Source organism: Labrys miyagiensis (assembly GCF_030160835.1).
Taxonomy (GTDB): domain Bacteria; phylum Pseudomonadota; class Alphaproteobacteria; order Rhizobiales; family Labraceae; genus Labrys; species Labrys miyagiensis.
The window spans coordinates 335,609-362,533 of sequence record NZ_BSPC01000069.1 but is presented as its reverse complement, the minus strand read 5'-3'; the positions used below and the strand labels follow the sequence as shown (position 1 = coordinate 362,533).

Genomic DNA, 26,925 nt, shown 5'->3' with positions numbered 1-26,925 from the left:
TGCTGAGGGCTGCACTCGAACGGCGAAGGGATCGGGATTGGCTGCAACGGTCGACGTCACCGCATTGAAGGACGCCCTGGTCGTGCTCGGCGCGGCCGGCGTGGTGGTGCCGCTCGTGCGCCGCCTGCATGTCAGCCCGGTGATCGGCTTCCTTGCCGCCGGCGCGGTGATGGGGCCGACAGGCCTCGGCGCTCTTTCCTCGCGCCTACCCTTCATCGACTGGATCACCATCAGCGAAGAGGAGACGATCGGCCATATTGCCGAGCTTGGCGTGGTCTTCCTGCTCTTCGTCATCGGCCTCGAACTTTCGCTCGCCCGCCTGATGACCATGCGCCGCCTGGTCTTCGGCCTCGGCGGGCTGCAGGTGGTCTCCTCCATCGTCGTGGTAGCCTTGCTGGCGAGCTTTCTCCTGCCGACCACCGCGGCGCTCGTGCTGGCCTCGGGCCTCGCACTCTCCTCGACCGCCATCGTCATCGAGGTGCTGGCCAATCAGAAGCGCATGGCCTCCGTTAGTGGGCGCGTCAATTTCGCCGTGCTGATCCTCCAGGATCTCGCCGTCGTGCCGGTGCTGTTCCTGGTCGGCACCATGGGCGCCAACAGCGATCAGTCGGTGCTGATGGGGCTCGGCTACGCGCTGGCCTCGGCCGTGGTGACGATCGGTGCCATCGTGGTGGCCGGCAATTTCCTGCTGCGCCCGCTGTTCCGCCTGGTGGCGCGGCCGGAGAATCCCGAGCTCTTCATTGCGGCGACCCTGTTCGTCGCCATCGGCACGGGCGTGGCCGCCGCCGCCGCCGGCCTTTCCATGGCCCTCGGCGCCTTCATCGCCGGTCTGTTGCTGGCCGAGACCGAATATCGGCGTGCCATCGAGGCGACGATCGAGCCCTTCAAGAGCCTGCTGCTCGGCGTCTTCTTCTTTGCGGTCGGCATGAGCCTCGATTTTGCGGTGGTGCTGCGGCATCCGCTGCTGATCCTCGCGGCGCTGATCGCCCTGGTGGTGGTCAAGGGCGCGCTGATCTTCGGCCTGTGCCGGGTCTTCCGCCTGCCGAAATCGGTGTCGATCGAGACGGCCTTCCTGCTCGCCTCGGCCGGCGAGTTCGCCTTCGTGGTGTTCAAGCTGGCGACGCAGCTCTCCATCTTCACGCCGGAGCAATCGGCCCTGGCGGTGGCGATCGCCTCACTCTCCATGGCGATCATCCCCCTGCTCGGCATGATCGGACGGCGCATCGCCAAGCGCTACGAACTGGTGGTGCAGGTCGAGGCCGCCGCGCTCGAAGCCCCGCCCGAGGACAAGCAGCGCCGCGCCATCGTCGTCGGCTATGGCCGCGTCGGGCGGCTGGTGGCGGAGATGCTGGCCGAGCACAAGATCGCCTATCTCGCCGTCGACGCCGATGCCCGGGCGGTGGCGCGCTGGCGCGGCGAGAAGAAGCCGGTTTATTGGGGGGATGCCACCAATGCCGGCTTCCTGGAGCGCTGCGGCCTCGCCGAGGCCTCGGCTCTGGTCGTCACCATCGACCAGCCCCGGCAGATCGAGGCGGTGGTCGCGGCCGCCCGGGCAATGCGGCCCGATCTCGTCATCGTGGCCCGCTCGCGCGATGCCGACCACGCCAGCAAGCTCTACGCCCTCGGCGTCACCGATGCCGTGCCGGAGACGATCGAGGCAAGCCTGCAGCTCTCGGAAGCCGCGCTCGCGGGCCTGGGCGTTCCGGCCGGCCCGGTGATCGCCTCCATCCACGAGCGCCGCGACGTCTTCCGCCGCGAGCTGCAGAGCGCCGCCGGCCGCGAGACCCACGCCGTCAAGCCCAAGCGCAACCGCCGCACGATGATCGGCACGCCGTAATCCTGGGATCGCGCTTTGTGGCGCGTAACAGGTGTCATGATTGACGTACCACGGTATGTCGTGGGCTAATAGTGCTACTCAGCGCTTCGCCGAAACCGGCAAATGCAAATTCTCCGGCCTCGACGAAGAGGCGGCCTCAGATCTGCTGGCAGTTTTGGACGCGGCGACATCGCTCTCCGACTTGAGTCCGCTGCGATCCGTCGGTCTTCATAAGTTGAAGGGGCGCCGCAAGGAGCAATGGGCAATGACGATCAACGGCCCGTGGCGTTTGTGCTTTCGTTTTGAAGAAGGCAATGCCTGGGACGTCGAGATCGTGGATTATCACTGAAAGGACACGCCAATGATGCCAGTGCACCCCGGCCGCTTCCTGAAGCGAGAATTGAAGGCGCGCAATCTTTCCGCCAACCGGCTGGCGATCGAGCTGAAACTGCCTTCTGGACGGATTACCGACATTCTGAATGCCAAGCGCGGCGTCTCGCCCGATACGGCGCTGCGCCTCGGCAGGTTCTTCGGCACCAGCGCCCGTTTCTGGCTCAATCTGCAGACCGCTTATGAACTGGCCGTTGACGAGCGGGAAATCGGGGCGCTTGTGCAGGAGGAGGTCAAGCCGGCGGCCTGATATCGCCTCCCGGCAGAGCCCTATCGAAAATGACTCGCAGGCTGAAATCTTGGCGTCATTATGGCATGGTAACCAGGGCCATAATGTTGGGAGAGCGGTGATGGGCCAGACGCCGGATATGCGCTTCTACAGCCCCTGGACGGTCCGCGAGGGTGCCCGCGGTTTCCAGGTGGTCGATGCGACGGGCTTTCCGTTGTTCTATGTTCCCTTCGAGGACGAAGCCGCGCGAGCCATCGCCGAAAAGCGCATGAGCAAGAAGCAGGCGCAGGCGATGACCTCGAAGATCCTGCAGATGATGAACACGCTCGAGCAGTTCCAGCGCGCCGTCGACAAGCAGGCCGGCTCCGAGCGCCTGAGCCAGCCGATCCGCTCGCCGGTGACCTCGCCGAATGGTGGCGTGCACAGATCGGCGGGCCTGTAAGGCGGGTTTCCGCCGCAAGAACCAACCTGGCGGGATGAGGCGCCCGAAACGCGGGTCGCCATCTTCCTTTTCTGCAAAGGTGCCGCTGCGAAGATTGTCGATCGGTGATCGACACTCCCCACAACACATGCCCTCAGCGCTTCAGGAACGCCGCAAACGCCTCTGCATAGTCCGGATGCCAGCGCGACAAAGCCGGGCGGTTCTCGATGATGTCGCCGGCCGCCCAGGCGATGCGGCGTTCGTCGAGCGAACGCGGCACGTCATTGTCAGGGCAAAGGATGTAGAAGTCGCCCCGCTCCAGGCTCGCCAGCATGAAATCGACGGTCTGCTCCGGCGTCCAGGCGGCGGCCGGCTTTTCCGTCCGGCCATGGGCGGTGAGGCCGGTGAAGACGAAGCCGGGGATGAGCAGGTGGGCGCTGATCCCGCAGCCGGGCGTGTTGCGAAGTTCATGCTGCAGCGCCTCGGTGAAGGCCTTCACGGCGGCTTTCGAGACATTGTAGGCCGGATCACCCGGCGGGGTGGTGATGCCCTGTTTGGAGCCGGTGTTGATGATCAGGCCCGGCTTTCCGCCCGCGATCATGCCTGGCCCGAAGACCTTGGTCCCCTGGATGATGCCCTTGAGGTTGACGGCGAAGATGCGCTCCCAGCTGTCGTCGTCCTTGTCGTTGAAAATACGGGAGCCCGGCCCGATGCCGGCATTGTTCATCAGCACATCCGTGCCGCCGAAGCGCTGGCGCACGGCGAGCTGCAGGCGCAGGAGATCATCGACATTGCTGACGTCGGTGGCCTGGGCGAGCACGGCTTCCGCGCCTTCGGGCGAAGCGGCGGCAACCGCCTCGGCGGCCTTGGCGAGCTTCTCCTCGCCGAGATCGGCGATCACCACCTTGAGGCCGAGGCCGGCGAACTTGGTCGCGGCGGCAAGGCCTATACCGCTTGCACCGCCGGTGATGACGGCGACCGCGCCGGGGACGAGGGCGGGATGGGACATGGGCGTTCTCCAGGGTGATTCCAGGCGGATAGTCTGGGGCTATGGTATCGCGGCTCGTGCCGTCTGCAATGTGATAGGCTCGACTCTGGACAAATGGTAAGTGTACTGCCATATTAAATGTCATAGAAATATGACATTTGGGATGACATACTCGTGGCAAAGAGCGCGATTTCAGATTCCGTACGCAAGAAGGCGCCGTCGAAGGCCTCTGCTGGCACGTGGCCGCAGCGCAACCCTCTTACCGGCCGTTACGAGTTCGTCTCGAAATATTTCGACGCAACCGGCAAGGTGTCGGTGGATCGTGTCGCCGCCGGCTTCGGCATGTCCAAGCTGCAACTCGCCGAGACGATCGGCGTCAAGCGTGAAACCGTCTACCGCTCCGCGCGCGCTTTAGGTCGCAAGCCCCAGAGTCGCACGATCGAGATGTTGGAGATCATTGCCCGCATCGCGGCCTGGGCGGGTGGGGAGGTCCAGGCCATGGCTTGGTATCGCGCTGAACCCATCCCCGCCTTCGGTGGACGCACGGCCGAGGCATTGGTCAAGGACGGCAAGGCGGCGGCCCTGCGGGACTATCTCGACCATATCGCCACGGGCGGTTTTGCGTGAGGTGGCAGGGCATTTGCTATCGTGCCCATAACCCGATGTGGGCCTGGGCGCCGATATCGGGCGCCGGAGCGGCGATTCGCGGTGCCCGCTTCAATTCTTTGGGTATACCCGCTCTCTATCTCGCCTTGACGATGGAGGGCATGTTTCTTGAGATGGGGCATGGCTTCGGTCATCTCTTCGATCCCCTAACCATCTGCTCCTACACGGTGGATTGCGAGGATATTGTCGATCTGCGCACAGATGCACATCGTGTAACAGCAGGCGTCGATCTCGATGACATGCGCTGCGCTTGGGCGATGGACCTGGCGGCAGGGCGTAGACCTGCTTCGTGGGGTGTCGCTGAGACCCTGATCAAAGCGGGAGCTGCCGGTATCCTCGTCCCGTCCTTCGCCGTTGGTGCACGATCCGATATGGCGAACCTCGTCCTCTGGACCTATGGCCCCGACCTGCCGCATCAGGTCGCGGTACACGATCCCTCCGGCGTCCTGCCCCGAGATCCGTCGTCTTGGCGCACGCCGCTAGCGTAAATAAAAGCTACTCTTGGTCTTCGGCGGCCTCGCGCTTCCCGAACGACGCCACGATCCCCTCGGCCATGCGCACGAACCTCGCGCTCGGGCCTTCGGCGCCGACGCTCTGGCGGCTGAGGCGGGCGCCTTCGAGGAGGAGCCAGAGCGTATCGGCCACTAGCTCGGGCTGGTCGAGATGGGCGTTGCGACAGACGACAGCCAGGCGGTCGCGGTGCTTCTTCTTGCACTCTTCCACCAGGCGCCGGGCCGGATGGTCTTCCTCGGCGAGCTCGACGGCGGCATTGGCGAGCTCGCAGCCGCGTTCGTCGCTCTCGATGCAATCGGCGCCTTCGCGGATCCAGGCGCGCAGCTGCGCCTGCGGATCGCCGGGATACTCGACCTCGAGATCGTCCCAGAAGGTCACCATCTCCTCGGCGGCTTCGCGCAGGCAGGCAACGATGAGGTCGTCCTTCGAGCCGAAATGGCGGTAGAGCGTCATCTTGTTGGTGCCGGCGGCCTCGGCGATGGTGTCGACGCCGATAGTCTTGATGCCGTGGCGGTGGAAGAGATCGCGCGCAGTCACCACGATGCGGTCGCGCGGCCTCAGCCCGCTACAACCAGGAGTTGCTTCGCGCTGCAAAATTTTTGTGCCCAATTTGGTACGCCCTGGCTTGACGGCGATGTTACCGTCCTGTAACAGTTGCGTTGTTACTGACCGGTAACACCTTGGTCTGACGCCGTCAAGGATGATTCGCTGCCCCGTCGCCGCGGCAAGGGGTAAGTCACCAGCGCGCCACCCGAGCAGGACATTTCAAACATCGATTTTGGCGGAGCGTGCCCGGCATGTTTCCGCGAAGGAGGACTCATGGCTTCTCATTGCATCGATCTGACTGTCGACCAGCTGCTCAACGATCCCATGACCCTTTTGGTGATGCGGGCGGATGGGGTCGACCCGGTTTCCTTCAAGGCGATGCTGGCCGGCCAGGCCGCCAGGCTCCGCCAGGCGGGAGTATCAGCCGTGTCCGCCTTCGCCCCGAGCGGCACCATTTCCGTTTCGGGAGGTCCGGCGTTCATCGCGGCGCGCACTCTCTATGACAGTTGCAGAGCATTCTGATGGTAGGCTTCTTCATCCAACGTCCGATCTTCGCTTCGGCCATCGCCGTGATCATGGTGCTGGCCGGGGCGATTTCTTATTTCAACCTCCCCGTCTCCCAGTTCCCCGACATCACGCCGCCTCAGGTGGTGGTGAGCGCCAACTATCCCGGCGCCAGCGCCCAGGTGGTGGCCGATACCGTCACCACGCCGCTCGAACAGCAGATCAACGGCGTCGAAGGCATGACCTACATGTCCTCGTCGAGCTCGAATGACGGCTCGTCGAACATCACCGTCACCTTCGATGTCGGCTATCCCCTGTCGATCGCCGCGGTCGACGTGCAGAACCGCGTCTCACAGGCTGCTTCCTCGCTGCCGGCGATCGTCAACCAGGCCGGCGTCACCATCAAGAAGCAGAACCCGAACTTCGTGCTGATCGTCAACCTGACGTCGCCGGACAAGTCGGTCGATCCTGTCGCCCTGTCCAATTACGCCTATCTCCAGGTGGTTGACCCGCTGAAGCGCCTGCCGGGCGTCGGCGACGTGCAGATCTTCGGCGAGCGGCGCTATTCCATGCGCGTCTGGCTCGATCCGGACAAGCTCGCCAATCTCGGCATCACCGCGGTGGATGTGCAGAACGCCATCGCCGAGCAGAATGTCCAGGTCGCCGCCGGCAAGATCGGCCAGTCGCCCGCGCCGCAGGGCACGCCCTTCGAGATGCAGGTGAACGCCACCGGCCGCCTCTCCGATCCCAAGGAATTCGGCGACATTGTCGTGCGCGCCAATCCCGCCACCGGCTCGCTGGTGCGCCTGCATGACGTGGCGCGCATCGAGCTCGGCGCCCTGCAATATGCCTCCTCGGCCTTCTTCGGCGAAGATCCTACCATCGTGCTCGCCGTCTACCAGATGCCGGGCTCGAACGCCCTCGACCTGCAGCAGCGGGTCAAGGACAAGATGGAACAGCTCTCCAAGCGCTTTCCCAAGGGCATCGAATACGCCATGCATTACGACACGACCCGCTTCGTGTCGGCCTCCATGCATGACGTGCTGATCACCCTGGGCGAGGCGCTGCTGCTCGTCATCTTCGTGGTCTTCATCTTCCTGCAGAGCTGGCGCACCACCATCATCCCCACCATCGCGATCCCGGTCTCGCTTATCGCGACGCTGGTGGTGATGGAGATGTTCGGCTTCTCGCTCAACATGCTCAGCCTGCTCGGCATGGTGCTCGCCATCGGCCTCGTCGTCGACGACGCCATCGTGGTGGTGGAGAATGTCGAGCGCCAGCTCGATGATGGCCATCCTCCGTTGGAAGCGGCCAGGCTTGCCATGAAGGAAGTCACGGGGCCGATCATCGCCACCACGGCTGTGCTGATGGCGGTGTTCGTGCCGGTCGCCTTCATTCCGGGCGTCGCCGGCCGGCTCTACAACCAGTTCGCGCTGACGGTGGCGATCTCGGTCGGCATCTCCGCCTTCAACTCGCTGACGCTGAGCCCGGCGCTCGCCGCCGCCTTCCTGCGCCATCGTCCGCCCACCAGTTTCCCGCCCTTCCGCTGGTTCAACCGCGGTTTCGAGGCGATATCGCACTGGTATGCCTCGATGGTGCGCGGCTTCATTCGCTTCCGCTGGGCGATGCTGGCGCTGTTCGTGGCGGGGCTGGCGGGCACCTATGTGCTCTCCGCCCGCATCGCCACCACCTTCCTGCCGGTCGAGGACCAGGGCTATTTCTTCGCCGTGATCCAGCTGCCTGACGGCGCCTCGCTGGAGCGCACGGATGCCGTGGCCAAGCAGGCTCGCGCCATCCTGCAGTCGACGCCGGGCGTGCAGATCGTCGGTTCGATCAGCGGCCTCAACTTCCTCACCGGGGCGGCGCAGTCCAACTCGGCGGTGGAGTTCGCCATCCTGAAACCCTGGGAGGAGCGCGGCAAGGGCCAGAGCGCCAGCGAGATCGTCAATGCCGTCCGGCCGAAGCTCCTCGGCATGCCCGACGCCTTCGCGCTCTCTTTCGATCCGCCCTCGATCCCGGGCCTTGGCACCACCGGCGGCTTCGAGTTCCAGGTCGAGGATCTCACCGGCAAGGGGGCGATCGCCCTGAACGATGCCACGCAGGCCCTGATCGCCGAGGCGCGCAAGCAGCCCGAGCTCAACCCGCAGGCCCTGTTCACCACCTTCTCGACCTCGACGCCGCAGTTCAACTACGACCTCGACCGCACCAAGGCCAAGCTGCTCGGTCTTAATCTGCCGGATGTGTTCAACACCCTGCAGATCTATCTGGGCTCGCTCTATGTGAACGACTTCAACCTGTTCGGCCGCACCTTCCGCGTGACCCTGCAGGCCGAGCAAGGCGCCCGCGCCAAGGCCACCGATCTGTCGCGTCTCTATGTGCGCAACAATACGGGAGAGATGGTGCCGCTTTCCACGCTCGGTACGCTGAAGCCGATCGTGGGCCCGGAAACCGTGCCGCACTACAACAACTACACCTCGGCCAAGATCAACGGCAACGCCGCGCCCGGCTTCTCGTCGGGCCAGGCGGTGACGGCGATGGAGCGGGCGGCGGCGACGGCCCTGCCCAACGATTTCAGCTTCGAATGGACGGGCATCACCTTCCAGGAGCTGAAGGCGGGTTCGATCGCCACCGTGGTGTTCGCGCTGGCCATCGTCTTCGTCTTCCTGATCCTGGCGGCGCAGTATGAGAGCTGGTCCATGCCCTTCATGGTGCTGCTCGCCGTGCCGCTCGCCTTGTTCGGCGCGCTGCTGGCGATCTACAGCCGCGGCATGCAGATCGACGTCTATTCGCAGATCGGCTTCGTGATGCTGATCGGCCTAGCCGCCAAGAACGCCATCCTGATCGTCGAATTCGCCAAGCGCCGCCGCGAGGAGGGCCTGGGCATCGTCGAGTCGGCCATGGAAGCGGCAAGGCTGCGCCTTCGCCCGATCCTGATGACGGCCTTCGCCTTCATCCTCGGCGTGGTGCCGTTGATGCTGGCGACGGGCGCCGGCGCGGCGAGCCGCCAGTCGCTGGGCACAGCAGTGTTCGGCGGCATGGTCGCCGCCACGGTGCTGACGCTGATCTTCGTGCCGGTGTTCTACGCCGCGATCGAGAAGTGGCGGGAGCGCGGCTCCCGTCACGAGGACGACACCCATCATGACGACGCGCCTCCCAAGGCGGAGGAGCAGCACGAGCTGTTCCCCCATATCGAGGCGGCGGAATAAAGGAACGCATTATGGCCAAGAACCCTATCTGGAAAATCACCACGGCGGTCGCCGTGCTGGCCGTGGCGGGCGGCCTCGTCTATGCCCGCAACGAGCCGGGCTTGCTCGCCTCGCTCTTCGCGGCTCCGGCTGGCGCCGCCACACCCGCGCCGGCCATGCCCGCCATGCCGGTACCGGTGACGGCGGTGGTGAAGAAGACCATTCCCATCACGCTCGATTATTCGGCGCGCACCGAGTCCATCCGCTCGATCGTGCTGCAGCCCAAGGTCCAGGGCTATATTCTCGATCAGGCCGTGGCCGATGGCGCCGACGTCAAGCAGGGCGACCTGCTCTACCGCATCGACCCGCGCGACTTCCAGGCGGCGCTCGACCAGGTGAAGGCGCAGGCCCAGCGCGACGCGGCGGCGCTCGACTATGCCAAGGCGAGCCTCACCCGCGGCAATGAGCTGTCGAAGACCGGCTTCCTCTCCAAGGACACCTTCGACCAGCGCGCCAGCGCCGTGCAGCAGGGCGAGGCGGCCATCGCGGCCGACAAGGCGGCGATCCAGACGGCCGAGCTCAATCTCGGCTATACCGAGATCCGCGCACCCTTCCCCGGCCGCGTCGGCCGCAACCAGGCGCCCTCGGGCACGCTGGTGAGCCCTGGCAGCAACCCGCTCAACACGCTGGTGCAGCTCAGCCCCATCTATGTGACGTTCTCGCCGAGCGAGGCCGATCTCGCTCTGATCCAGAAGGCCAGGGCCACCGGCAAGGTGATCGCCGAGGTGGTGGTGCCCGGCGAGGCCGGCGCGAGCCACAAGGGCGAGCTCACCTTCATCGACAACGCCGTCGACCATGCCACCGGCACGATCACGGCGCGGGCCACCATCGCCAATGACGATCTCAGCCTGTTGCCCGGCCAATATGTGAACATCCATCTCACCATCGGCGAGCAGCCCGATGCCCTGATGGTGCCGCAGGTGGCGCTCGGCTCCAGCCAGCTCGGCAAATATGTCTATATCGTCGGCGAGGGCAGCAAGGTCGACATGCGGCTTGTCGAGCTCGGCACCGCCGACGGTGCGCTGATCTCGGTGACCAAGGGCATCAAGGAAGGCGACCAGATCATCTCGGGCAACCTGCAGAAGATCGGGCCTGGTATGCCGGTGCAGGTGCTGCCGGGGAAGAAGTAGGGGCTGGGTTTATAGGCTCGTATGAGATGAAGGCCCCGGTGCAATGAGCGCCGGGGCTTTTTGTTTGGGGCGCAGCGCGAAAGCCGCTCTTGCGCCAAATTCACAGCTACTCCGTCAAGAGATCGAAGCGACACGCCCCGGACTTTCCGCCATGGCGTAATGCGTCATGACGCGTCAGTTCATAGAATGGCTTCGATGCCTTTGCGCTTGATGACATTCAAAAGCACCAGAGCGGGGCCTGTTGGGTGCTTGGTCCCGCGCTCCAGTTGCGAGACGTAGCCTGCCGTCAGATTGAGATGCCTTGCCCATACGGCTTGGCTCATATGCGCGCGCTCTCGCATCATCCGGATCTCGCCTGGCGACAGGGATGCGATGGCTGGAGCCGCTTTCTCACCAAGATGGCGCATCGTGATCTTCTCACGCGCAGCATCAGACAGAAGGCCGGAGCGGTTCATATCGTCGGCCGTTTCGAGCAATGCCTTCGCGAGGCGGCTCAGCTTCCCGGTTTCAATTGCCATCTTGCACCTCCAACAGAACGCCATTCGCGACTGCCCGCAACAGATCGGCGGGCGCTGCCGCAAGCCACGTCACAGCGATCTCGCGCATGGTTTCCAATTCATCGTCCTCGATGTTGTCCCGCTCGTTCTTGGCGAAACCGTAGATAAACACTGCCAGGTCTCCAGCCCGAAAGACGACTATCATCCGGTAGCCACCCGAACGGCCCTGCCCAGCCCGAGCGATACGTTGCTTGATCAGGCCACCTCGAGGTCGGCATCCACCAAGCCTCTCTCAGCGCGTTCGATTGCTTCCCGCAGATTGGAGTCGGTGATGCGTGCCCGGCGTGCGAGTCTGGCAAAGGTCTAAGTCTTGTAAATGGGCATGGCATCTCCATGACACAATGAACTATAATTCAAAGTGTCATAGTTTCAAGCTCGAATGCTTTTTCTAGGTTAATGGCGGACTTCGTCCCGACGCGTCACGAACCGGCGCTGCGGTCTCCCTCCACCGCCTTCACCGCCTCTGCCAGATGCGCCTTGTAATGCACCAGCGGCGGCCTCACACCATGCGCCAGCAGCACCTTCAGCACCGCGGGCCGCGCCCCGACGATCTGCACGCTCGCCTTGCCCCGGGCCGCCTTGCGCACCACGCCGTGGATGGTGGCCGCGGCGGTGGAATCGATCACCGGCACGGCCGAGAAATCGATGAGATAGGCCTTCGGATGCTCGCCGATGCTGTCCAGCGCCGCGGCGACCGTGGCGGCTGCGCCGAAGAAGAAGGCGCCGGAGATACGGTAGGCCACGATGTCGGGATTGCTGGCCAGGATGAGGTCATAGGGCGGGGGCTCGGTGGTGCCGTTGGCGTCGGCCATGTCGGGCTCGGCGATCGGCCTGAGCGGCTCCACTTCCACCGCTTGCGACATGCGGTGCAGGAAGAGAAGGGAGCCCAGCGTAAAGCCAGTGAGGATGCCTTCGGTGAGGTCGCGGAACACCACCACCAGGAAGGTCACGGTGACCACCGCCGCATCGCCGGCAGAGGCGCGCACCAGCGTGGCGAACTGGTGCCGCTCGGCCATGTTCCAGCACACCACGGCCAGGATCGCCGCCAGCGCGGCCAGCGGGATGTAGCTCGCCAGCGGCGCGGCGATCAGCATGAAGGCCAGCACGAAGGCCGAGTGGAGAATGCCCGAGACCGGCCCGCGCGAGCCGGCGCGGATATTCGTGGCGGTGCGCGCGATGGCGCCGGTGACGCAGATGCCGCCGAACAGGGACGAGGCGATGTTGGCGAGGCCCTGCGCCACCAGCTCGGCATTGGAGCGGTGGCGGCGCCCCGTCATCGAATCGGCCACCACGGCGGAAAGCAGGCTCTCGATGCCGCCGAGCAGCGCGAAGGCAAGCGCCGTCGGCAGCAGGTCGATGGCCTTGCCGAGGCTGAAGGCGGGCAGAGCCGGGGCCGGCAGCGAGCGTGGAATGCCGCCGAAGCGCGTGCCCAGCGTCTCCACCGGCAGGCCCATCAGCCAGACGAGCAGGGCGGCCACCACCGTGCCGATCAAGAAGGCCGGCCAGTGCGGGCGCAGGCGCCTGACGCCCACTACCACGCCGATGGTGAGGAGGGCGACCGCCGCGGCCGAGAGGTTGAACGTGGGCAGGGCCGCACCGAGCGCCTGGAATTTGGCGATGATCGGACCGGGCTCGGCGCCCTGCAAAGTGAGGCCCAGCAGGTCCTTGATCTGGCTGGAGAAGATGATGATGGCGATGCCGGAGGTGAAGCCCACCGTCACCGGATAGGGAATATATTTGATGAAGGTGCCGAGCCTGAGCACCCCCACCGCCAGCAGGATGAGGCCGGACATGAAGGTGGCGAGCAGCAGGCCGTCGAGCCCGTGCTGCCGCACGGCGGCGGCCACCAGCACGATGAAAGCGCCGGCCGGGCCGCCGATCTGGAAACGGCTGCCGCCCAGCGCCGAGATGACGAAGCCACCCACGATGGAGGTGTAGAGGCCGCGGTCCGGCGTGACGCCGGAGGCGATGGCGATGGCCATGGAGAGCGGCAGCGCCACGATCGCCACGGTGAGCCCGGCCAGCACGTCCGCCTTGAGTTTGTCGAGGCCGTAGCCCTCGCGCAGCACGGTGACGAGCTTAGGGGTATAGAGCTCGGTGAAGCTCGGATTGCGGAAACTTGGGTTGCGGAAATTTGCGTCTCGGACTTCGGCCTTCATCGCTCCTCGCAGTCCGGAGACGAGGGGGAGCCGCTGGATCGGCCGGGCCTCTGACCGCCGGTGAACCTATTCGGGCGGCGGGCCAACCGGCGGCTTAGCGAGCTTCAGGCGCACGCCGCGCCCTCCCTCGCGGCTGACGGCATTGTCGCCGATCAGCTCCACACCGGCGCGGTCAAGCGCCTCGATCACTTTCGTCAAGGTATCGACGACACCACGAACATTGCCTTCGCTTGCTTCCATGCGCTGGATGGTGGGCAAGGACACGCCCGACAGGTCGGCAAGCTGGCGCTGATCGATCCCGACAAGGGCCCGGGCAGCGCGCATCTGGGCAGCGGTGATCATGACGAACCTCGCATAGGGTCTCCTGTATCAGACGGCAGTTATGATGTCTAGAACATCATTTAAGATGTTCATGACTTTGATCTTGATTTCTCGGGATGGAGGTTCGTCCCCCTCATCCAGCGTCATTTATCGCGGAGGAAATCTGAAAACGCGAGTCTCCCGGCTCATGGCAGCGAATGAGGGTGACGGTGTTCAACACCTCGATCGCAGCTAAACATCACAGGAAACATTACGAATTGAACGCACTGTCATCGTAATTCCCGCGGCAGTCAGCGCCGGGGTCTTTCATTGGGCGCGACGCAAAGCCTCCCCCAGCTTCGTGGGGGAGGCTTTCGCGTCGCGCCCTTCATCTGAAGTCCAAAACCTAATGCCGCCGCGCCGGCCTCATTCGCCTGCCCCAGCCCCCGCTTTAGCCATGCCGAGCACCCCGGTCGAATACCGTGCCGCTACCCATAGCGCTTCCAGCCCTATCCACCGATAAACCCCGACCCCCTCCAGGCGGCGCAAACACCGGAAGGGCCCCTCCGTGAAGAATAGCTGTTGCAAGGAAGAAAGCGTGAAGGCTATCGTCTTGAAAGTCGGGGCGGCAAAGCATTCGAGGGGGATGCCAGAAGCGGCTTTTCTTCGGCATTACTCTTGCCCTCGATGATATGACATCCGCGCCGGCCGTCGGCGCCGATGAAGCTCGGGACCTGCCATGGCGGTTGCGGATCTCATCCTGCCGGTCTTCGCCGTCATCCTGACGGGATGGGCGGCCGGCTATTTCGGCTATGTCTCGCGCAGCCTGGCAGAGGCGCTGATCCATTTCGCCTACAACATCGCCATGCCCGCTCTGCTGGTCGTCACCATCGGGCAGGAGCCGGCGCGCTCGCTTCTGGCCTGGCGGTTCCTGATGGCCTTCGGCGGCGGCTCGCTGCTCTGCTTTGCCGCCGTCTTCCTGATGAGCGGGCGATGGGCCGGGCCGGCGATGCCGAGCCGGACGATGTATGCATTGTGTGCCTCGATGACCAATACGGGCTTCGTGGCTCTGCCGATCCTCCAGGCGCTGTACGGGCCGCACGCGGTTCTGCCGGCGGCGATCGCCACGGTCTTCGTCGCGGTGGTGATGTTTCCCCTGGCCGTGCTTCTCCTGGAACTGCGCGGCCCGGCCGGCCGGGTGCGGGGCGGGATGCTGGCGCGGCATATCCTGCTCAACCCCATGGTGCTCTCCACCCTGCTGGGCGTGGTGTGGGCGATCGTCGGCCAGCCGATTCCTGGCCCCGTCGCCGCCTATCTGAAGATCTTCGCCGACGCGCTGACCCCCTGCGCCCTGTTCGCCATCGGGCTTGGCCTGTCGCTCGACGGCGTGCGCGCCAATCTGGGCCCGTCGCTGGCGCTCGCCGCCATCAAGCTGATCGCCATGCCCGTGCTCGTCTACGGCCTGGCGCTGCTTTGCGGGCTCGATCCGCTCTACACCATAGCGGCGGTGATCTGCGCCGCGGTGCCCACGGCCAAGACGGTCTTCATTCTCGCGGGCGAGCACCACTGCGAGGAGCCGCTGGTGGCCTCTACCATTTCCATCACCACGTTGTTCTCGATCGTTTCGCTGGTGATCTGGCTCTACGCCCTGTCCGGCCTCAATGCCGGCGCGGCCGTGGGGCATTGAGCACCGAGGGCATGAAGACTCCGTGTTCGGCGGGCCTTATCCTGCAAAGGCGCCGCCATGGCTCCGAGGCAAGGATGGAAGACGCAGACCAATGAGTACGACGTTGTCATGAGCCACGTCGAAATCCAGCCGCCGCCGGGCGGGGTCGGCGATGCCACGGCGCTTGCCGCCGCTATCGCGGCCGGGGAACTGAGCTGCGTCGAGGCGATGGAGGTGGCGCTTGCCGCCGCCGGGGCCGATGCCTGCGGTGCGGTCTGCCATCTCGACGCGGGCCTGGGCCTTGCTGCCGCCGAGGTAGCGGATCGCGAGAGGCGCGAGAATCCGGAGCGCTTCCGGGCGCGTCCCTTCGCCGGTGTTCCGACCCTGGCCAAGGATCTCGGCGGCCCCTTCGCCGGCCTGCCCGTGCGGGCTGGCTCGCATCTCTTCGACCATCTCGCCGACCCCGGCGCCGACTCGGACCTGGCGGTACGCTACCGGCAGGCGGGCCTGTGCGCCTTCGGCCTCACCACCACCCCCGAGGTCGGCCTCTCGCTCACCAGCGAGCCGGCCCGGGGCCCGCTCTGCCGCAATCCCCTCGCGCCGGCCCTGATCGCCGGCGGCTCCTCGGGCGGGGCGGCGGCTGCGGTCACCTCGGGCATCGTCGCCATCGCCCACGCCACCGATGCCGGCGGCTCGATCCGGGTGCCGGCGGCCTGCTGCGGCCTGGTGGGCCTGAAGGCAACGCGCGGCGCCATGCCCTCTGGGCCGCATTTCGGCAACCACCTCGCCGGTATTGCCAGCGAGCTCGCCGTTTGCCGCTCCGTGCGCGATTTGGCGGCGATCTTCCGGGCGCTGCGCGGCGATACCTGGGGGCCCTATGCCGACCCGCCGATCCTCGAACGCCACGCCGCCCGCCTTCGCATCGGCCTCCTGACCGACACCGGCCTGGCCTGGCCGACGGCGCCGGAACGGCTTCAGGCCGTTGCCGAGGCCGGGCGCAGCCTCGAGGCCGCCGGTCACCGGCTCGTCCCGCTCGCCTGGCCGCGCCTCGAGGCGAGCGTCAGGCGCAGCGGCGCCGTCTTCGCCGATATCATCTCGGCCAATCTCGCGGCGCTCGCGGACGAGCTGAAGCTCGACATGCACAGGGCCGAACCGCTGACCCAGGCCTTCGCCGAACGCGGCCGGGCCCTCTCGGGCGCCGGCCTCTGGAACAGCCTGAGCGGCGCCGTGCATGTCAGCCGCGACCTTTGGGAGCTGTTCGACGATATCGATTGCCTGCTGGCTCCGATGCTCGCCTCGGCGCCGCTTCCCCTCGGCTCGTTCCCGATGGATCACCCCGACACCGAGTTGCACCTCAACCGCATGGCGGCCTTCGCCCCGCTCGCCGCCCTCGCCAATATCGCCGGCCACCCGGCCCTCACACTCCCCTTCGGCCACGACCCCGCCGGCCTGCCGCTCCCCCTCCAGCTCATCGCCCCGATGGGACATGAGCCGACCCTGCTGGGATTGGCGGCGCGGCTGGAGGCGGAGGGGAGGTGGATACATCCGCACCCCGTGGCGGGATTCGCAGGCTGAGGCTTGGGCTTTTGTGTTGGCCGTACCGGCCGATACCTCACTCCGGATTCGTTTGGCGGTTTATCATGCGGCTTACGACCAGTGCGGGCTTTTTAGTAAATTGTCACCGTAATCGCAGATAGAATCACCAAGAATCGCAAACTGCATTTGCTACCAAAGAGTAGATCTGAAACTCTGCTCTCCTGCCTGAATGCATTTTGCTCCGGGGAAGGAAACATCCAAATGAAAGTCGGCTACCTTTGCCTTGCTGGTCTCGTCAGCGCAGGACTCGCGGGCTGCACGGGCCAGAATGGCCAGCCGGAGGTCGGTCTGAGGAGTGATTCCGGCTATACGATCCACGCGAAATCGAGGCAATCGGTGCAGATCTATGATGCCTATCAGGTGACCGTTGACTGCTCGACGCTTGGAGCCACGCCGTCGATAAGTATTACCGGCAAGCCGCAGCACGGCACGGCCACCGTTGCCATCAAGTCCGCTCATCCCGCCTATCCGGCGACAAACCCCCGCTACAAATGCAACCAGAAGACCATTCCGATGGCCGTGGTCAACTATCAGTCAAACCTGGGTTTTGTGGGGACGGACACGGTGAAGCTGCACACAGATTTCCATGAGTCGCCGGACAACCCCTCCGAAGACATCGTGGCGGTCATCAAGGTAGGGCCGTGAGCCGGCGTCTACCGCGACAGCGGTTGAAAGAGGAAAAGGGGCGTTGGTGCGCCGCCGCTTTAACCTCCAGCGTCACACACCGCCAAGCGAGCGGAAGATCGCCGCATAATGGCAGATCGCGGCCAGGCAGACGAAGCCGTGCCAGATGACGTTGTGGAAACGCAGGCTGTTCCAGAGGTAGAACAGCACGCCCAGCGAATAGATCACGCCGCCGATCACGATAAGGGCCAGGGTTTCCACGCTGAAGGAGGCAATGAGGAGCGGGCTTGCCACCAGCCCCACCCAGCCGAGGGCGAGATAGATGACGATGGCATGTCTGTCGAAGCGCCCGGGCAGGGACAGTTTGAGGACAATGCCGACGAGGGAGCCCGTCCAGATCACCAGCCCGAGGACCCAGGCCCACGGCTTGCTCGAAAGCTGGGTGAGGAGCGGGGTGTAGGTGCCGGCAATCAGGAGATAGATGCCGGAAAGGTCGAACCGGCGCAGGAGCCATTTCAACCGCCCCATCGGCCAGGCATTGTAGAGCGCCGAAGCGCTGAGCATGGCGAGCAGGGTAAAGCCGTAGACGCCGGCCGCGGCGACGACCCCCGGCTCCCTGGAGCCGGCGACCTCCCACAGGAGAACCGCCACGCCAACGATGGCCGCCGCGATGCCCACGCCATGCACAGCGATATCGGCCGCGATTTCGCCGCCCGTATAGGGGCGCTCCGAGAGCAGGGGATGGTTGGCGCTGATCATCGGCTCTTCCGCTGGCTTATCCTGCGTCTTGCTTCTGAAGTCAGGTGCATCATGGCGCACGCGCCGTGAATTGGAAGTGAAGGATTTGGCGTGGTGCGCGGGGGGCGGTGGGAGTGCGGCGCGGAGGATCACGGAATGACGGGGACAGGTGCGCAGGGATTGCGGTGACAGTGCGCCCAATCTATCGACCGCGAGAAAACGAGATCGGTAGTTGATGTCGCTTAGGGGCCGTTAGAAATCAGTGAACCGGCAAGCCGGTGTCGGGAATGCGGGAGAGGCGCGGCGCTTAAAGCGCTTAATTCTTAAACGATCCCTTGGTTACCCGGTCAAACCGCTCGTCAGCGACCGGATCAATCGACAGCACCCTGCCTAGCATCCACCTTCGGCGGCATAAGCACAAAAAGACAGGGTAAGTGGGCGAACGCTTTCAAGGTCATCCCGTGGGCACTGCACCACATCACTGTGTGGCGCAGTGCGCACGGGATGACCATAAAAGCATTCATCCGATTGCATTGGACAAACGCAGAACCAGTGTTGACTTTCATTCATCCCCATGTTCTCATCCGTCCTGGAACGAGGCGTCAGCGGCCGGCGTATGATCAACCCGGCTCCGAACGCCTCCATCCACCCCGAGTGCCTATCCAAGCGATAGGCGCGCGGCGGTCACGCTTCTCTCGAAGCCGGCCTCCAGGGGTGACGAGCGGGACAGACGGGATCGGCACCCCATGGAAGTGCCACGCGATCCCGGGACGGAGCGTGAAGGGCTTGAGCCCGGCAACGCCTTTGTCCCCATGTCCCGCCGATGCGGTGAAGACGGCTCATGCCACTGTCCGGCCAGGACTGCAGCGCTGAGCCCCTTGACCGAGCCGGCTGGTCAGGTTCGGATGGTCCGTGCCATCCGCTCCCGGCTCGCCTCCGCCTGTGCTAAAGCAAAGCGCGTTTCAGTAGAAACGCTTCTTTGCTCCAGCTCTTTGGTTGGACGCGTCTTTGCGATTCTTGGCGATTCCGCCAAATCGCAAAACGCTTTGGGCGGAAAAAACAGGTGGCCTTGCGCGCCTTGTCAGCGGGCGAGGCAGCCGGAACGGGGCGATGGCGGCCTGCACCGACAGTGCGGCCTGCATCTTCCATGATCTTGCTTTCACGGCTGCTTCGCAGCCGCCATCGCCCTGTCTCTTCATCAACCCAGCCGGAAAGGGCGTGGGAACGAGAGCGCTTGCGCATCGCGGTGAGAAAACGGCGGAGGCGAAAGAAGCTGACGCTTGGGGATCGTTGTGCATTTTTTGCACATTGCTTTCTTCAGGTAACCCTCCCTCGGCCAATATGTTATTGATATGCTTGGTTATAACCATTCGGTCGCGGCCGAAGAGTTACCCGATCTGGGCCTGCGTCATCCAGAGGGTCTCATCCTCATAGCGGATATCGAGCTTCAGGCCCTTGTCAGTGCCATAGACCAGGAATCGATCGCCGGACTCCGCATCCTCCACGAGATGAACCGGTCCGCTGTCACTATCACTCATGAGGCACGCCTGAAATCATCGATGGAGAATCGATAACACGGTCACCATGGCGCCGCTATCCGGGTGCACGGGCATCTTGCCCGTTCTTCCCATCCTGTGAGCGTTTCAAGAACGGGCAAGATGCCCGTGCACCCGGATAAAGCCGGCGCCGTAAGCCCACCCCCTTCCACCTCACCCCACCTTCCGCTATCACCGCCCGACATCCCCCTTTCCCCGCGGACTCCATGGCCCTTCTCCTCGGCATCGACACAGGCGGCACCTTCACCGATGCCGTGCTCTACGACGAATCCTCCGGCGTCGTCGCCAAAGCCAAGTCCCTCACCACCCATCATGACCTTGCCATCGGGGTCGGCGGGGCGGTTGGCGCCGTGCTGGAACAGTCGCGCATCGATCCCGCCGCCATCGCGCTGGTGTCGCTCTCCACCACGCTCGCCACCAATGCCATGGTGGAGGGGCAGGGCGGGCGCGTCGGGCTCGTCTATATCGGCTTCGATGCCGCCGATGCGGAGCGACCCGATCTCAAGGCGGCGCTGGGCGGGGATCCCGTGCTGCTGATCGGCGGCGGGCATGATGCCATGGGCCATCAGCGCGCGCCGCTCGATGCCGTCACCCTCGCGGCGGAGGTGAAGCTTCTGGCGCCCTCGCTCACCGGCTTTGCCGTCACCGGGCGCTTTGCTGTGCTCGACCCCTCCCACGAGATCGCCGCGCGTGAGATCCTGCGCCGCGAGACAGGGCTGCCCGTCACCTGCGGGCATGAGCTCTCGGCCAAGCTCGACGGGCCGAAGCGGGCGCTCACCTGCGTGCTCAATGCCCGCCTCATCCATCTGCTCGAAGCCCTGATTGCGGCGACCGAAGGCCGGCTCTCGGTGCTCGGCATATCGGCGCCCCTGATGGTGGTGCGGGGCGATGGCTCGCTGGTGGCGGCCGAGGTGGCCAAGACCAAGCCGATCGAGACGATCTTTTCCGGTCCCGCCGCCAGCGCCGTGGGCGGCGCCTTCCTCGCCAGGGCGCCGGACGCGCTGGTCTCCGATATAGGCGGCACCACCACCGATGTCGTGGTGCTGCGCGAGGGGCGCCCGCGCATCGATCCGGCCGGGGCGCTGATCGGCGGCTTCCGCACCATGGTGGAGGCCATCGCCATCCGCACCTGCGGCCTGGGTGGCGACAGCGAGCTGATGCTCGAGCAGCACGGGCTGGAGAGCCACCTCAAGCTCGGGCCACGCCGCGCCGTGCCGCTGTCGCTGCTCGCCATCGAGCATGGCGAACTCGTGCATGGCACGCTGGAGCGGCAATTGCGCGCCGACCTGCCCAACGAACTGTTCGGGCGCTTTGCGCTACGCCTCAATCCCTCGCGGGCCGAGCTGCCGGCGCTGGAGGCCGAGGTGCTGGCGCGGCTGGAGAAGGGGCCGCAGGCCGCCGACAAGCTCATCCAGAACCGGCGCGAGCTCAATGCGTTGCAGCGCCTGGTCAACCGGCGCCTCGCCATCATGGCCTCGCTCACGCCCTCCGACGCCGCCCATGGTCTGGGGCTGCACCAGGCCTGGGACAAGGAGGCGGCGGCCAAGGGCATGCTGCTATTCTCGCGCCGGCGCAACGCCATGGGCCTGCCCTTCGCCGAGACGCCGGATATCCTCGCTCGGCTGATCATCGCCACGCTGACGCGTCGCTCGGCCGAGTTCCTGCTCGAATGCGCGCTGGCCGAGGACGGCTTCCGCGAGGCGGGCCTCTCCCGCCATGCCTTGGCGGCGGCGGCGCTGGACGGCCATAGCGGGCTTGTGCGCATCGGCCTGTCGCTGACGACGCCGGTGGTTGGGTTGGGCGCTTCGGCCGCCACCTATTATGGCGACATCGCCGGCCTGGTCGGCGCGCCCTCGCTGGTGCCGGAGCATGCCGAGGTCGCCAATGCCGTGGGCGCGGTGGTCGGCGGCGTGCATGTGTCGGCTGAGGTGAAGGTGCTGCAGCCGGTGGAGGGCATCTTCCGGGTGTTCACCCGGGGCGGTACGCGTGACATCACGGATATCTCCGAGGCCCTGGCCTTCGCGGAGGTGACCGCGCGGGCGCAGGCGGAGGCCGAGGCGCTACAGGCAGGCGCGGCGGCGGTGGAGACGAGCGTGGCGGTGGAGCAGAAGAAGGCGGTGGCGGAGGGGCGGGAGATCTTCGTCGAGGCGCTGGTGACGGCAAGGGCCTCTGGGCGGCCGCGGATCAGTGGGTGAGAGGCACCTGCGACGTTCGAGGCAGGGCGCGACGCGAGCCTCGATGCAGGGCGCGGCCTAAGCCTCCCCCACGAAGCTGGGGGAGGTGGGCCGGCGAAGCCGGCTCGGAGGGGGTGTAGTCAGTAAAGGGCACGGGAAACGGAACAACGGGCTTACGTTTCCCACACCTCACTCCGCCCACACCCCCTCCGTCATTGCTTCGCAATGCCCAGTGACAACTTCGCACGCGAAGTTGTCACGGATACCCCCAGCTTCGTGGGGGAGGCTCAAGCGGCGCCCTATATTTTCATCATATAATTTGTATTGATTGAAAATTGTATCGACGAAAATCCTGTCATTCGCTACAAATCCCTGCGGCTGCTCCTCAACACGCGGCCGGCCTCGGGAGGAGGGCGATGGGGGACGAGGCGGGTGCGCCGGGCGTCAGCGTGAGCGTCATCGAGGAATTGCGGCGCATGGCGGATAGCCTGCCTGTCGGCTCGCGCCTGCCCACAGTGCGCGAGCTGGTGTCGCGCTATGGCGTCAGCCAGCATCTGGTGCAGCAGGCGCTGCAGGCGCTGCGCGCCGAGGGCGTGGTCGCCACCCACGTCGGGCGCGGCACCTTTGTCGGCCCGCGTGCGCCGCTCTCCGCCCGCGCCACGGCGCGGCAGGTGCTGACACTGCTCCATCACTCGCAATATGAACGCGGCGATCTGATCGCGCAGACCATCCACCAGCGCCTGACGGCCGAGGGCCACACCTCGGTGGTGCTGACCTATTCCGACGCCGAGCACGCCATGGCGATGCTGCGCGACGGGCCGCGCTACGACAGCTGCATCCTGCAGCCGCGCACCTCGGTGATCCCGGTACGCCTGCTCGCTCTGCTGCGCGAGATCAGCAACAATGTCATCGTCGAGAACCGGGCCGTCGACCAACTCGATGTCGACGCCATCTCCAACGATCCGAGCGTGCTCGCCCGCCTGGTGCTCGAGCATCTCACCCGCCTCGGCCACCGCCGCATCGCCTGGATCGTCGAGGACCGGCCGGACTATTTCTACGAGCGCCTGGGCCGCCTGTTCGAGGCCTACCGCCTGTGGAACGGCCTCTCGCAAGCCGAGGCGCCGCTGGTCTTCTCACCCTCGCGCAGCGGGCATCACGGCTATGTCGACCTCGCCGGCACGCTCAACGCCCTGTTTCGCGGCGGCCCGGGCCAGCACCCCACCGCCGCGGTGCTGCTCACCTTCGAGAGCGGCGCGCGCATTCTGGAGGCCTTCGGCAAGGCGAGGCTGGCCATTCCCGGCGATGTCAGCGTGGTTCGCGTCGGCACGCCCGATATCGAGAGCGAGCATCTGGGCAAGCTCGCGGTGGCGGGGCGGCCGAGTAGGCAGGCGGCGGAGACGGTGCTGAAGCGGCTGGCCTGGCGCTGGGAGAACCCGGGGGCGGCTTTTGGCACCGTGTATGACCCGCCGGTGCTGGAATTGCATGGGAGTACGGGGGCGGCGTGAAGGGCGCAACGCGAGCCTCCCCCACGAAGCTGGGGGAGGTGGCATTGCGAAGCAATGACGGAGGGGGTGTGGGCGGAAAGAGGCACTGGAAACGATATCCAGATCAATGATTCCCGCGCCTTATCCTGGCCACACCCCCTCCGACCTCACTTCGTTCGGCCACCTCCCCCAGCTTCGTGGGGGAGGCTCGCGTCGCGGCCTTCAGCCTACGCCCCCGCCAGCTGCGCGCCTGCGGCCGCCTCCTCCGCTGTCAGCCTAGTCTCCGGCGTGCCCGAGACGATCAGCTCGAGCACTTCCTTCTCGCTGGTGTTCCTGATGTAGCGATCCCCGACATTCTGGCCGCGCTTCAGCACCATGATGCGGTCGCCCACCTCGAAGATATCGGTCATGCGGTGGGAGATGATGATCTGCGCCACGCCCTGGCGCTTCAATTCGGCCATGGTCTCCAGGAGCCGCTCCGTCGCCATCACCGAGAGGTTGGCGGTGGGCTCGTCCAGCACCACCAGCTTGGGATTGAAGGAAATGGCGCGCGCGATCGCCACCGATTGCTGGCGCCCGCCCGATAGGCTCTCGACCTTCTGGTAGACCGAATTCACGTCCACCTTCAGGCGCTTCAGCACCTCGCTGGCATTGGCGTACATCTTCTCGCGATTGACGAAGAGCCCCATCTTCTTGGGCCAGCGCCCGAGGAAGATGTTCTGGCCGATGTCCATGTTCCCGCACAGCGCGAAGTCCTGGTAGATCATCTCGACGCCGAGCGCCCGGCTGTCATGCGGTCCCTTGAAATGGGTCTCCTGGCCGTTGATCAGCACCTCGCCGCTGTCGCGGATATAAGCGCCGGTCATCACCTTCATCAGCGTGGACTTGCCGGCGGAATTGTCGCCGACCAGGCCGAGGATCTCGCCGGGCATCAGATGCAGGTTGACGTCCTTCAGCGCCTGCACGGCACCGAAGCTCTTGTTGATGTTGCGCATTTCGATCAGGGGCGTGGCGCCGGGGGTCGTCATGAGCGTTTCCCGTCTGTTGATCCAGTTAGAGCAAAATGCATTCGGGCAGGAGCGGATTCACAGATGAACTCGTCGGTATTGAATGCATTTTGCGGTTCCTGGCGATTCGATCTGAAGGTAAAACGCTCTAGTCCGCGGCCGCCGGGTCGGCGACCGGCGGGACCGATGAGGAGGGGCGCTTGCGTCGCAGGGCCTTGAGCCAGACGCCAACTATGCCCTGCTGGCGGATCCAGATGTCGCCCAGCACGGCGATGATCAGGATGAGGCCGATGAAGACGTTGACCCAATGCTGCGGCATCACGAAGGAGGATCCATCCGGCAGGAAGATCTGCAGCGAGAGCAGGCCGCGGATCAGCGTGATCACCGCCGCGCCGGCCAGCGAGCCGATGATGGTGCCGTAGCCGCCGAACACCGAGCCGCCGCCGATGATCACCGAGGCGATGCCGTCGAGTTCGCGGCCCATGCCGGCCGACGGGTTGAAGCTGCGGTAATAGGCGACATAGATCACGCCGGCGAGCGCCGAGCAGAAGGCCGAGAAGGTCAGGCTCAGGAAGCGCACCCGGTTGACGTTGATGCCCGAATATTGCGCCGCCCTGAGGTTGCCGCCGGTGGCGTAGACCATCTCGCCGATGGTGGTCTTGCCGAGGATGATGCCGGCGATGGTGGCGATCACCGCCATGATCACCGTCTGCACGGAAACGGCTCCGGCGAGGTTGTGCAGGAAGCCTGGGCCGGGCTCCATGTGCAGATAGATCAGCAGTTCGATGACCTTGCGGCCGAGCAGCGTGTAGCTTTCCGGAAAGCCTGAGAGCTGGCGCCCCGCCGAGAACCAGGCGCCGATGCCGCGGGCGATGTAGAACATGCCGAGCGTCGCCACGAAGGCCGGCATGCCGAAGCGCACGGTCAGCGCCCCGTTCAGGACGCCGGCCAGCGTGCCCACCACGAGAGCCGCGAGCACCGCGTACAGGGGATCGCTGCCATATTCGTGCATCAGGAAGGCGGCCGTGGAGGCCGAGAGGGCCAGCACCGAGCCGACGGAGAGGTCGATATCGGCGTTGGCGATCACGAAGGTGAGGCCGATGGCGAGCAGGGCGATTTCGGTGAAGGCCAGCGCCAGGTTGAAGGTGTTGTCGAGCGAGCCCCAGAAATCCGGCCGGAGATAGAGGCCCGCCAGCCACAGGGCCAGGGCCAGCATGATGGCGGCGGCGTCGCGGCGGTAGAAGAAGGCGCGCCAACCCTTGACGCCCACGCCACGCGATTGCGATTTGGTGCCCTTGGTCGCCGGCTGGGAGATGGCGATGCCGCCGCTGTCGAAGGAGATCGGCATTGGTCGGCCGGTCAGTCGGGCGATCAGGCGAGCCAGCACGCGCTTTTGCATGACATAGGGCTCGATCAGCACCGCCATCAGCAGCATCAGGCCGAGAAAGGCCGGCACGGCGCCGGGCGGCAGCTGGGCCAGCTGCTGCACCTTCATGTCGATGCCGGCGACCTGAACGACCCGGGTGATCGGGATGCCCTGGCGCAGCACCACGTCGATGAGCTCGACCAGTATGGCGCCGAGGCAGGCGCCGAGCACGCGCCCGCGCCCGCCGGCGATCGAGGCGCCGCCGACGATGGTCGCGGCGATGACGATCAGCTCGGCACCGGCGCCGAAGCTCGAATCCATGCCCTTGTTCTGCGCGCAATTCATCAGCCCGGCCAGCGTGGCTGCCAGCGCCGAGAAGACATAGGCGCGCACGCGCACCCAGCGCGAGGAAATGCCGGCATAGACGGCCGCCTGCTCATTGCCGCCGACGGCATAGGTCTCGTAGCCGATGCGCGTCTTGGCCAGTACGATGGCGGCCAGGATGGCAACGACCAGGAAGATCACGATCTGGTTGTTGAAGGCAAAGCCATGCGCCTCGCCCCAGCTGTTGGTCTCGCCCCAGTGGAAGAACCAGGAATCGCCGCGGGCCTTGGTGTCGTAGGCGATGGTCTTGCCGCCGGTGAAGCCCAGCACGAAGCCGCGCCCGATGAACAGCATGGTCAGCGTGGCGATGAAGGAGGGCACCTGCATCACGGTGACCAGCCAGCCATTCAGGAAGCCGATGAACACGCCGACGGCGATGGCGACGAGAATGGCGGTGGTGACATTGGAATCGAAGAAGGCCTGGGCGTAGGAGATCGAGAAGATGGTGGCGACCAGGCCGAGGGTGGAGCCGACGGAGAGGTCGAGATCCTTGTCGACGATGACGAAGGTCATGCCGCAGGCCATCACGCCGTAGCGGGCGGCATCGCGCAGCACGGACCCGAAAGCGCTGCCCGAAGCAAAGAAAGTGGGGTTGGTGTAGACGCCGACCAGGTAGATCAGCAGCATGAACAGCAGAAGGCCGGCCTCCCAGCCGCCTGCGAGCTGCGCCGAGGGACGGCCTGAGCGGTGGGTCGAGCCGATGGCCTGGTCTGGCGCGGATATGCTCATGGCGGCGGTACTCCGGCACGAAGGGAAGGCTAACGCGGTTGGGCGAGATGAAACAGTCGAATAAGATGCGCGCCGGTCGTGTTCCCCTCGCCCCGCCGATATTGCAAAGCGCAAATCCGGTGGCGCGCCCCCTCTTT

At 65.4% G+C, this 26,925-nt stretch carries 26 protein-coding genes; 14 read left to right on the top strand and 12 right to left on the bottom strand.

The features are described from left to right. Nucleotides 1-37 precede the first annotated feature (37 nt). The 4 genes from QQL24_RS31565 (at nt 38) to QQL24_RS31550 (ending at nt 2,877) form a co-directional block, all read left to right on the top strand. Nucleotides 38-1,837, top strand: coding sequence for a cation:proton antiporter domain-containing protein (locus QQL24_RS31565; protein WP_284316264.1), 1,800 nt, complete (start codon nt 38-40; stop codon nt 1,835-1,837). A 40-nt stretch (nt 1,838-1,877) separates the two neighbouring features. Then, a complete protein-coding gene (locus tag QQL24_RS31560) occupies nt 1,878-2,165 on the top strand; it encodes a type II toxin-antitoxin system RelE/ParE family toxin (RefSeq protein ID WP_431310779.1) in 288 nt (95 codons plus the stop codon). Between the two features lie 12 nt (nt 2,166-2,177). Then, nucleotides 2,178-2,456, top strand: a complete 279-nt coding sequence (locus QQL24_RS31555) for a HigA family addiction module antitoxin (RefSeq protein ID WP_284316263.1) — start codon at nt 2,178-2,180, stop codon at nt 2,454-2,456. 100 nt (nt 2,457-2,556) lie between these two features. Then, nucleotides 2,557-2,877 carry a hypothetical protein gene (locus QQL24_RS31550; RefSeq protein ID WP_284316262.1) on the top strand — a complete coding sequence of 107 codons (321 nt, stop codon included), beginning with the start codon at nt 2,557-2,559 and terminating at the stop codon, nt 2,875-2,877. A gap of 133 nt (nt 2,878-3,010) precedes the next feature. Here the strand turns inward: QQL24_RS31550 and QQL24_RS31545 are convergent, their stop codons facing one another. Then, nucleotides 3,011-3,865 (bottom strand): SDR family NAD(P)-dependent oxidoreductase, encoded by an 855-nt coding sequence (locus tag QQL24_RS31545; protein WP_284316261.1) that lies wholly within the window; start codon nt 3,863-3,865, stop codon nt 3,011-3,013. Between the two features lie 153 nt (nt 3,866-4,018). Here QQL24_RS31545 and QQL24_RS31540 point away from each other — a divergent pair, with 153 nt between their 5' ends. Both QQL24_RS31540 and QQL24_RS31535 read left to right on the top strand, forming a co-directional pair. Continuing rightward, the gene (locus tag QQL24_RS31540) at nt 4,019-4,471 is read left to right on the top strand and encodes an MbcA/ParS/Xre antitoxin family protein (RefSeq protein ID WP_284316260.1); all 453 of its coding nucleotides are present in this window, start codon (nt 4,019-4,021) and stop codon (nt 4,469-4,471) included. Continuing rightward, nucleotides 4,468-4,998: an RES family NAD+ phosphorylase gene (locus QQL24_RS31535; protein ID WP_284316259.1), complete on the top strand. Its 531-nt coding sequence runs from the start codon at nt 4,468-4,470 to the stop codon at nt 4,996-4,998. The genes QQL24_RS31540 and QQL24_RS31535 overlap by 4 nt, the downstream gene beginning before the upstream one ends. Before the next feature lie 7 nt (nt 4,999-5,005). Here the strand turns inward: QQL24_RS31535 and QQL24_RS31530 are convergent, their stop codons facing one another. Further along, nucleotides 5,006-5,563: a TetR/AcrR family transcriptional regulator gene (locus QQL24_RS31530; RefSeq protein ID WP_284316258.1), complete on the bottom strand. Its 558-nt coding sequence runs from the start codon at nt 5,561-5,563 to the stop codon at nt 5,006-5,008. Nucleotides 5,564-5,842: 279 nt separating this feature from the next. On the opposite strand from QQL24_RS31530, the gene QQL24_RS31525 reads away from it, so the two are divergent. The 3 genes from QQL24_RS31525 to QQL24_RS31515 are packed head-to-tail and all read left to right on the top strand — an operon-like array spanning nt 5,843 to nt 10,448. Then, nucleotides 5,843-6,091 carry a hypothetical protein gene (locus QQL24_RS31525; RefSeq protein WP_284316257.1) on the top strand — a complete coding sequence of 83 codons (249 nt, stop codon included), beginning with the start codon at nt 5,843-5,845 and terminating at the stop codon, nt 6,089-6,091. Further along, nucleotides 6,091-9,279, top strand: a complete 3,189-nt coding sequence (locus tag QQL24_RS31520; protein ID WP_284316256.1) for an efflux RND transporter permease subunit — start codon at nt 6,091-6,093, stop codon at nt 9,277-9,279. Before QQL24_RS31525 ends, QQL24_RS31520 begins: the two co-directional genes overlap by 1 nt. Before the next feature lie 11 nt (nt 9,280-9,290). Further along, the gene (locus QQL24_RS31515) at nt 9,291-10,448 is read left to right on the top strand and encodes an efflux RND transporter periplasmic adaptor subunit (RefSeq protein WP_284316255.1); all 1,158 of its coding nucleotides are present in this window, start codon (nt 9,291-9,293) and stop codon (nt 10,446-10,448) included. A 179-nt stretch (nt 10,449-10,627) separates the two neighbouring features. Here QQL24_RS31515 and QQL24_RS31510 read toward each other — a convergent pair whose 3' ends face one another. From QQL24_RS31510 to QQL24_RS31490, 5 genes are all read right to left on the bottom strand, one after another. Then, the gene (locus QQL24_RS31510; protein WP_284316254.1) at nt 10,628-10,966 is read right to left on the bottom strand and encodes a helix-turn-helix domain-containing protein; all 339 of its coding nucleotides are present in this window, start codon (nt 10,964-10,966) and stop codon (nt 10,628-10,630) included. Next, a complete protein-coding gene (locus QQL24_RS31505) occupies nt 10,956-11,150 on the bottom strand; it encodes a type II toxin-antitoxin system RelE/ParE family toxin (protein WP_284316253.1) in 195 nt (64 codons plus the stop codon). Before QQL24_RS31505 ends, QQL24_RS31510 begins: the two co-directional genes overlap by 11 nt. A 50-nt stretch (nt 11,151-11,200) precedes the next feature. Next, entirely contained in the window at nt 11,201-11,263 is a 63-nt protein-coding gene (locus QQL24_RS31500; protein ID WP_284316303.1) for a hypothetical protein, read from the bottom strand. Nucleotides 11,264-11,424: 161 nt separating this feature from the next. Further along, nucleotides 11,425-13,164, bottom strand: coding sequence for a SulP family inorganic anion transporter (locus tag QQL24_RS31495; protein WP_284316252.1), 1,740 nt, complete (start codon nt 13,162-13,164; stop codon nt 11,425-11,427). 66 nt (nt 13,165-13,230) lie between these two features. Continuing rightward, nucleotides 13,231-13,506, bottom strand: a complete 276-nt coding sequence (locus tag QQL24_RS31490) for a helix-turn-helix domain-containing protein (RefSeq protein ID WP_284316251.1) — start codon at nt 13,504-13,506, stop codon at nt 13,231-13,233. 697 nt (nt 13,507-14,203) lie between these two features. Between QQL24_RS31490 and QQL24_RS31485 the strand changes: the two genes are divergently transcribed. The 3 genes from QQL24_RS31485 (at nt 14,204) to QQL24_RS31475 (ending at nt 17,371) form a co-directional block, all read left to right on the top strand. Next, nucleotides 14,204-15,151, top strand: a complete 948-nt coding sequence (locus QQL24_RS31485) for an AEC family transporter (protein ID WP_284316250.1) — start codon at nt 14,204-14,206, stop codon at nt 15,149-15,151. Between the two features lie 108 nt (nt 15,152-15,259). Then, nucleotides 15,260-16,705 (top strand): amidase, encoded by a 1,446-nt coding sequence (locus QQL24_RS31480; RefSeq protein WP_284316249.1) that lies wholly within the window; start codon nt 15,260-15,262, stop codon nt 16,703-16,705. A gap of 222 nt (nt 16,706-16,927) precedes the next feature. After that, complete coding sequence (locus QQL24_RS31475) at nt 16,928-17,371, top strand: hypothetical protein (protein WP_284316248.1); 444 nt, start codon at nt 16,928-16,930, stop codon at nt 17,369-17,371. A 72-nt stretch (nt 17,372-17,443) separates the two neighbouring features. Here the strand turns inward: QQL24_RS31475 and trhA are convergent, their stop codons facing one another. From trhA to QQL24_RS31460, 3 genes are all read right to left on the bottom strand, one after another. After that, nucleotides 17,444-18,109, bottom strand: a complete 666-nt coding sequence (gene trhA / locus QQL24_RS31470; RefSeq protein ID WP_284316247.1) for a PAQR family membrane homeostasis protein TrhA — start codon at nt 18,107-18,109, stop codon at nt 17,444-17,446. A gap of 941 nt (nt 18,110-19,050) precedes the next feature. Further along, nucleotides 19,051-19,458, bottom strand: coding sequence for a hypothetical protein (locus tag QQL24_RS31465; protein ID WP_284316246.1), 408 nt, complete (start codon nt 19,456-19,458; stop codon nt 19,051-19,053). Between the two features lie 18 nt (nt 19,459-19,476). Next, entirely contained in the window at nt 19,477-19,626 is a 150-nt protein-coding gene (locus tag QQL24_RS31460; RefSeq protein ID WP_284316245.1) for a virulence RhuM family protein, read from the bottom strand. A gap of 224 nt (nt 19,627-19,850) precedes the next feature. On the opposite strand from QQL24_RS31460, the gene QQL24_RS31455 reads away from it, so the two are divergent. Continuing rightward, nucleotides 19,851-21,839 (top strand): hydantoinase/oxoprolinase N-terminal domain-containing protein, encoded by a 1,989-nt coding sequence (locus QQL24_RS31455; protein ID WP_284316244.1) that lies wholly within the window; start codon nt 19,851-19,853, stop codon nt 21,837-21,839. A gap of 395 nt (nt 21,840-22,234) precedes the next feature. Further along, nucleotides 22,235-23,323, top strand: a complete 1,089-nt coding sequence (locus QQL24_RS31450; RefSeq protein WP_284316243.1) for a GntR family transcriptional regulator — start codon at nt 22,235-22,237, stop codon at nt 23,321-23,323. 206 nt (nt 23,324-23,529) lie between these two features. Here the strand turns inward: QQL24_RS31450 and QQL24_RS31445 are convergent, their stop codons facing one another. Together QQL24_RS31445 and QQL24_RS31440 are read right to left on the bottom strand one after the other, a co-directional pair. After that, nucleotides 23,530-24,330, bottom strand: coding sequence for an ATP-binding cassette domain-containing protein (locus tag QQL24_RS31445; RefSeq protein WP_284316242.1), 801 nt, complete (start codon nt 24,328-24,330; stop codon nt 23,530-23,532). Between the two features lie 127 nt (nt 24,331-24,457). Continuing rightward, nucleotides 24,458-26,788 (bottom strand): ABC transporter permease, encoded by a 2,331-nt coding sequence (locus QQL24_RS31440; protein WP_284316241.1) that lies wholly within the window; start codon nt 26,786-26,788, stop codon nt 24,458-24,460. Nucleotides 26,789-26,925 lie beyond the last annotated feature (137 nt).

What these genes read in the sequence shown, in the direction of transcription:
- QQL24_RS31555 (WP_284316263.1), top strand. Translation starts at nt 2,178, where the DNA reads ATGATGCCAGTGCACCCCGGCCGCTTCCTGAAGCGAGAATTGAAGGCG.
- QQL24_RS31550 (WP_284316262.1), top strand. Translation starts at nt 2,557, where the DNA reads ATGGGCCAGACGCCGGATATGCGCTTCTACAGCCCCTGGACGGTCCGC.
- QQL24_RS31545 (WP_284316261.1), bottom strand. Translation starts at nt 3,865, where the DNA reads ATGTCCCATCCCGCCCTCGTCCCCGGCGCGGTCGCCGTCATCACCGGC.
- QQL24_RS31525 (WP_284316257.1), top strand. Translation starts at nt 5,843, where the DNA reads ATGGCTTCTCATTGCATCGATCTGACTGTCGACCAGCTGCTCAACGAT.
- QQL24_RS31520 (WP_284316256.1), top strand. Translation starts at nt 6,091, where the DNA reads ATGGTAGGCTTCTTCATCCAACGTCCGATCTTCGCTTCGGCCATCGCC.
- QQL24_RS31515 (WP_284316255.1), top strand. Translation starts at nt 9,291, where the DNA reads ATGGCCAAGAACCCTATCTGGAAAATCACCACGGCGGTCGCCGTGCTG.
- QQL24_RS31510 (WP_284316254.1), bottom strand. Translation starts at nt 10,966, where the DNA reads ATGGCAATTGAAACCGGGAAGCTGAGCCGCCTCGCGAAGGCATTGCTC.
- QQL24_RS31505 (WP_284316253.1), bottom strand. Translation starts at nt 11,150, where the DNA reads ATGATAGTCGTCTTTCGGGCTGGAGACCTGGCAGTGTTTATCTACGGT.
- QQL24_RS31495 (WP_284316252.1), bottom strand. Translation starts at nt 13,164, where the DNA reads ATGAAGGCCGAAGTCCGAGACGCAAATTTCCGCAACCCAAGTTTCCGC.
- QQL24_RS31490 (WP_284316251.1), bottom strand. Translation starts at nt 13,506, where the DNA reads ATGATCACCGCTGCCCAGATGCGCGCTGCCCGGGCCCTTGTCGGGATC.
- QQL24_RS31485 (WP_284316250.1), top strand. Translation starts at nt 14,204, where the DNA reads ATGGCGGTTGCGGATCTCATCCTGCCGGTCTTCGCCGTCATCCTGACG.
- QQL24_RS31480 (WP_284316249.1), top strand. Translation starts at nt 15,260, where the DNA reads ATGAGCCACGTCGAAATCCAGCCGCCGCCGGGCGGGGTCGGCGATGCC.
- QQL24_RS31475 (WP_284316248.1), top strand. Translation starts at nt 16,928, where the DNA reads ATGAAAGTCGGCTACCTTTGCCTTGCTGGTCTCGTCAGCGCAGGACTC.
- trhA (WP_284316247.1), bottom strand. Translation starts at nt 18,109, where the DNA reads ATGATCAGCGCCAACCATCCCCTGCTCTCGGAGCGCCCCTATACGGGC.
- QQL24_RS31465 (WP_284316246.1), bottom strand. Translation starts at nt 19,458, where the DNA reads ATGGTTATAACCAAGCATATCAATAACATATTGGCCGAGGGAGGGTTA.
- QQL24_RS31460 (WP_284316245.1), bottom strand. Translation starts at nt 19,626, where the DNA reads ATGAGTGATAGTGACAGCGGACCGGTTCATCTCGTGGAGGATGCGGAG.
- QQL24_RS31455 (WP_284316244.1), top strand. Translation starts at nt 19,851, where the DNA reads ATGGCCCTTCTCCTCGGCATCGACACAGGCGGCACCTTCACCGATGCC.
- QQL24_RS31450 (WP_284316243.1), top strand. Translation starts at nt 22,235, where the DNA reads ATGGGGGACGAGGCGGGTGCGCCGGGCGTCAGCGTGAGCGTCATCGAG.
- QQL24_RS31445 (WP_284316242.1), bottom strand. Translation starts at nt 24,330, where the DNA reads ATGACGACCCCCGGCGCCACGCCCCTGATCGAAATGCGCAACATCAAC.
- QQL24_RS31440 (WP_284316241.1), bottom strand. Translation starts at nt 26,788, where the DNA reads ATGAGCATATCCGCGCCAGACCAGGCCATCGGCTCGACCCACCGCTCA.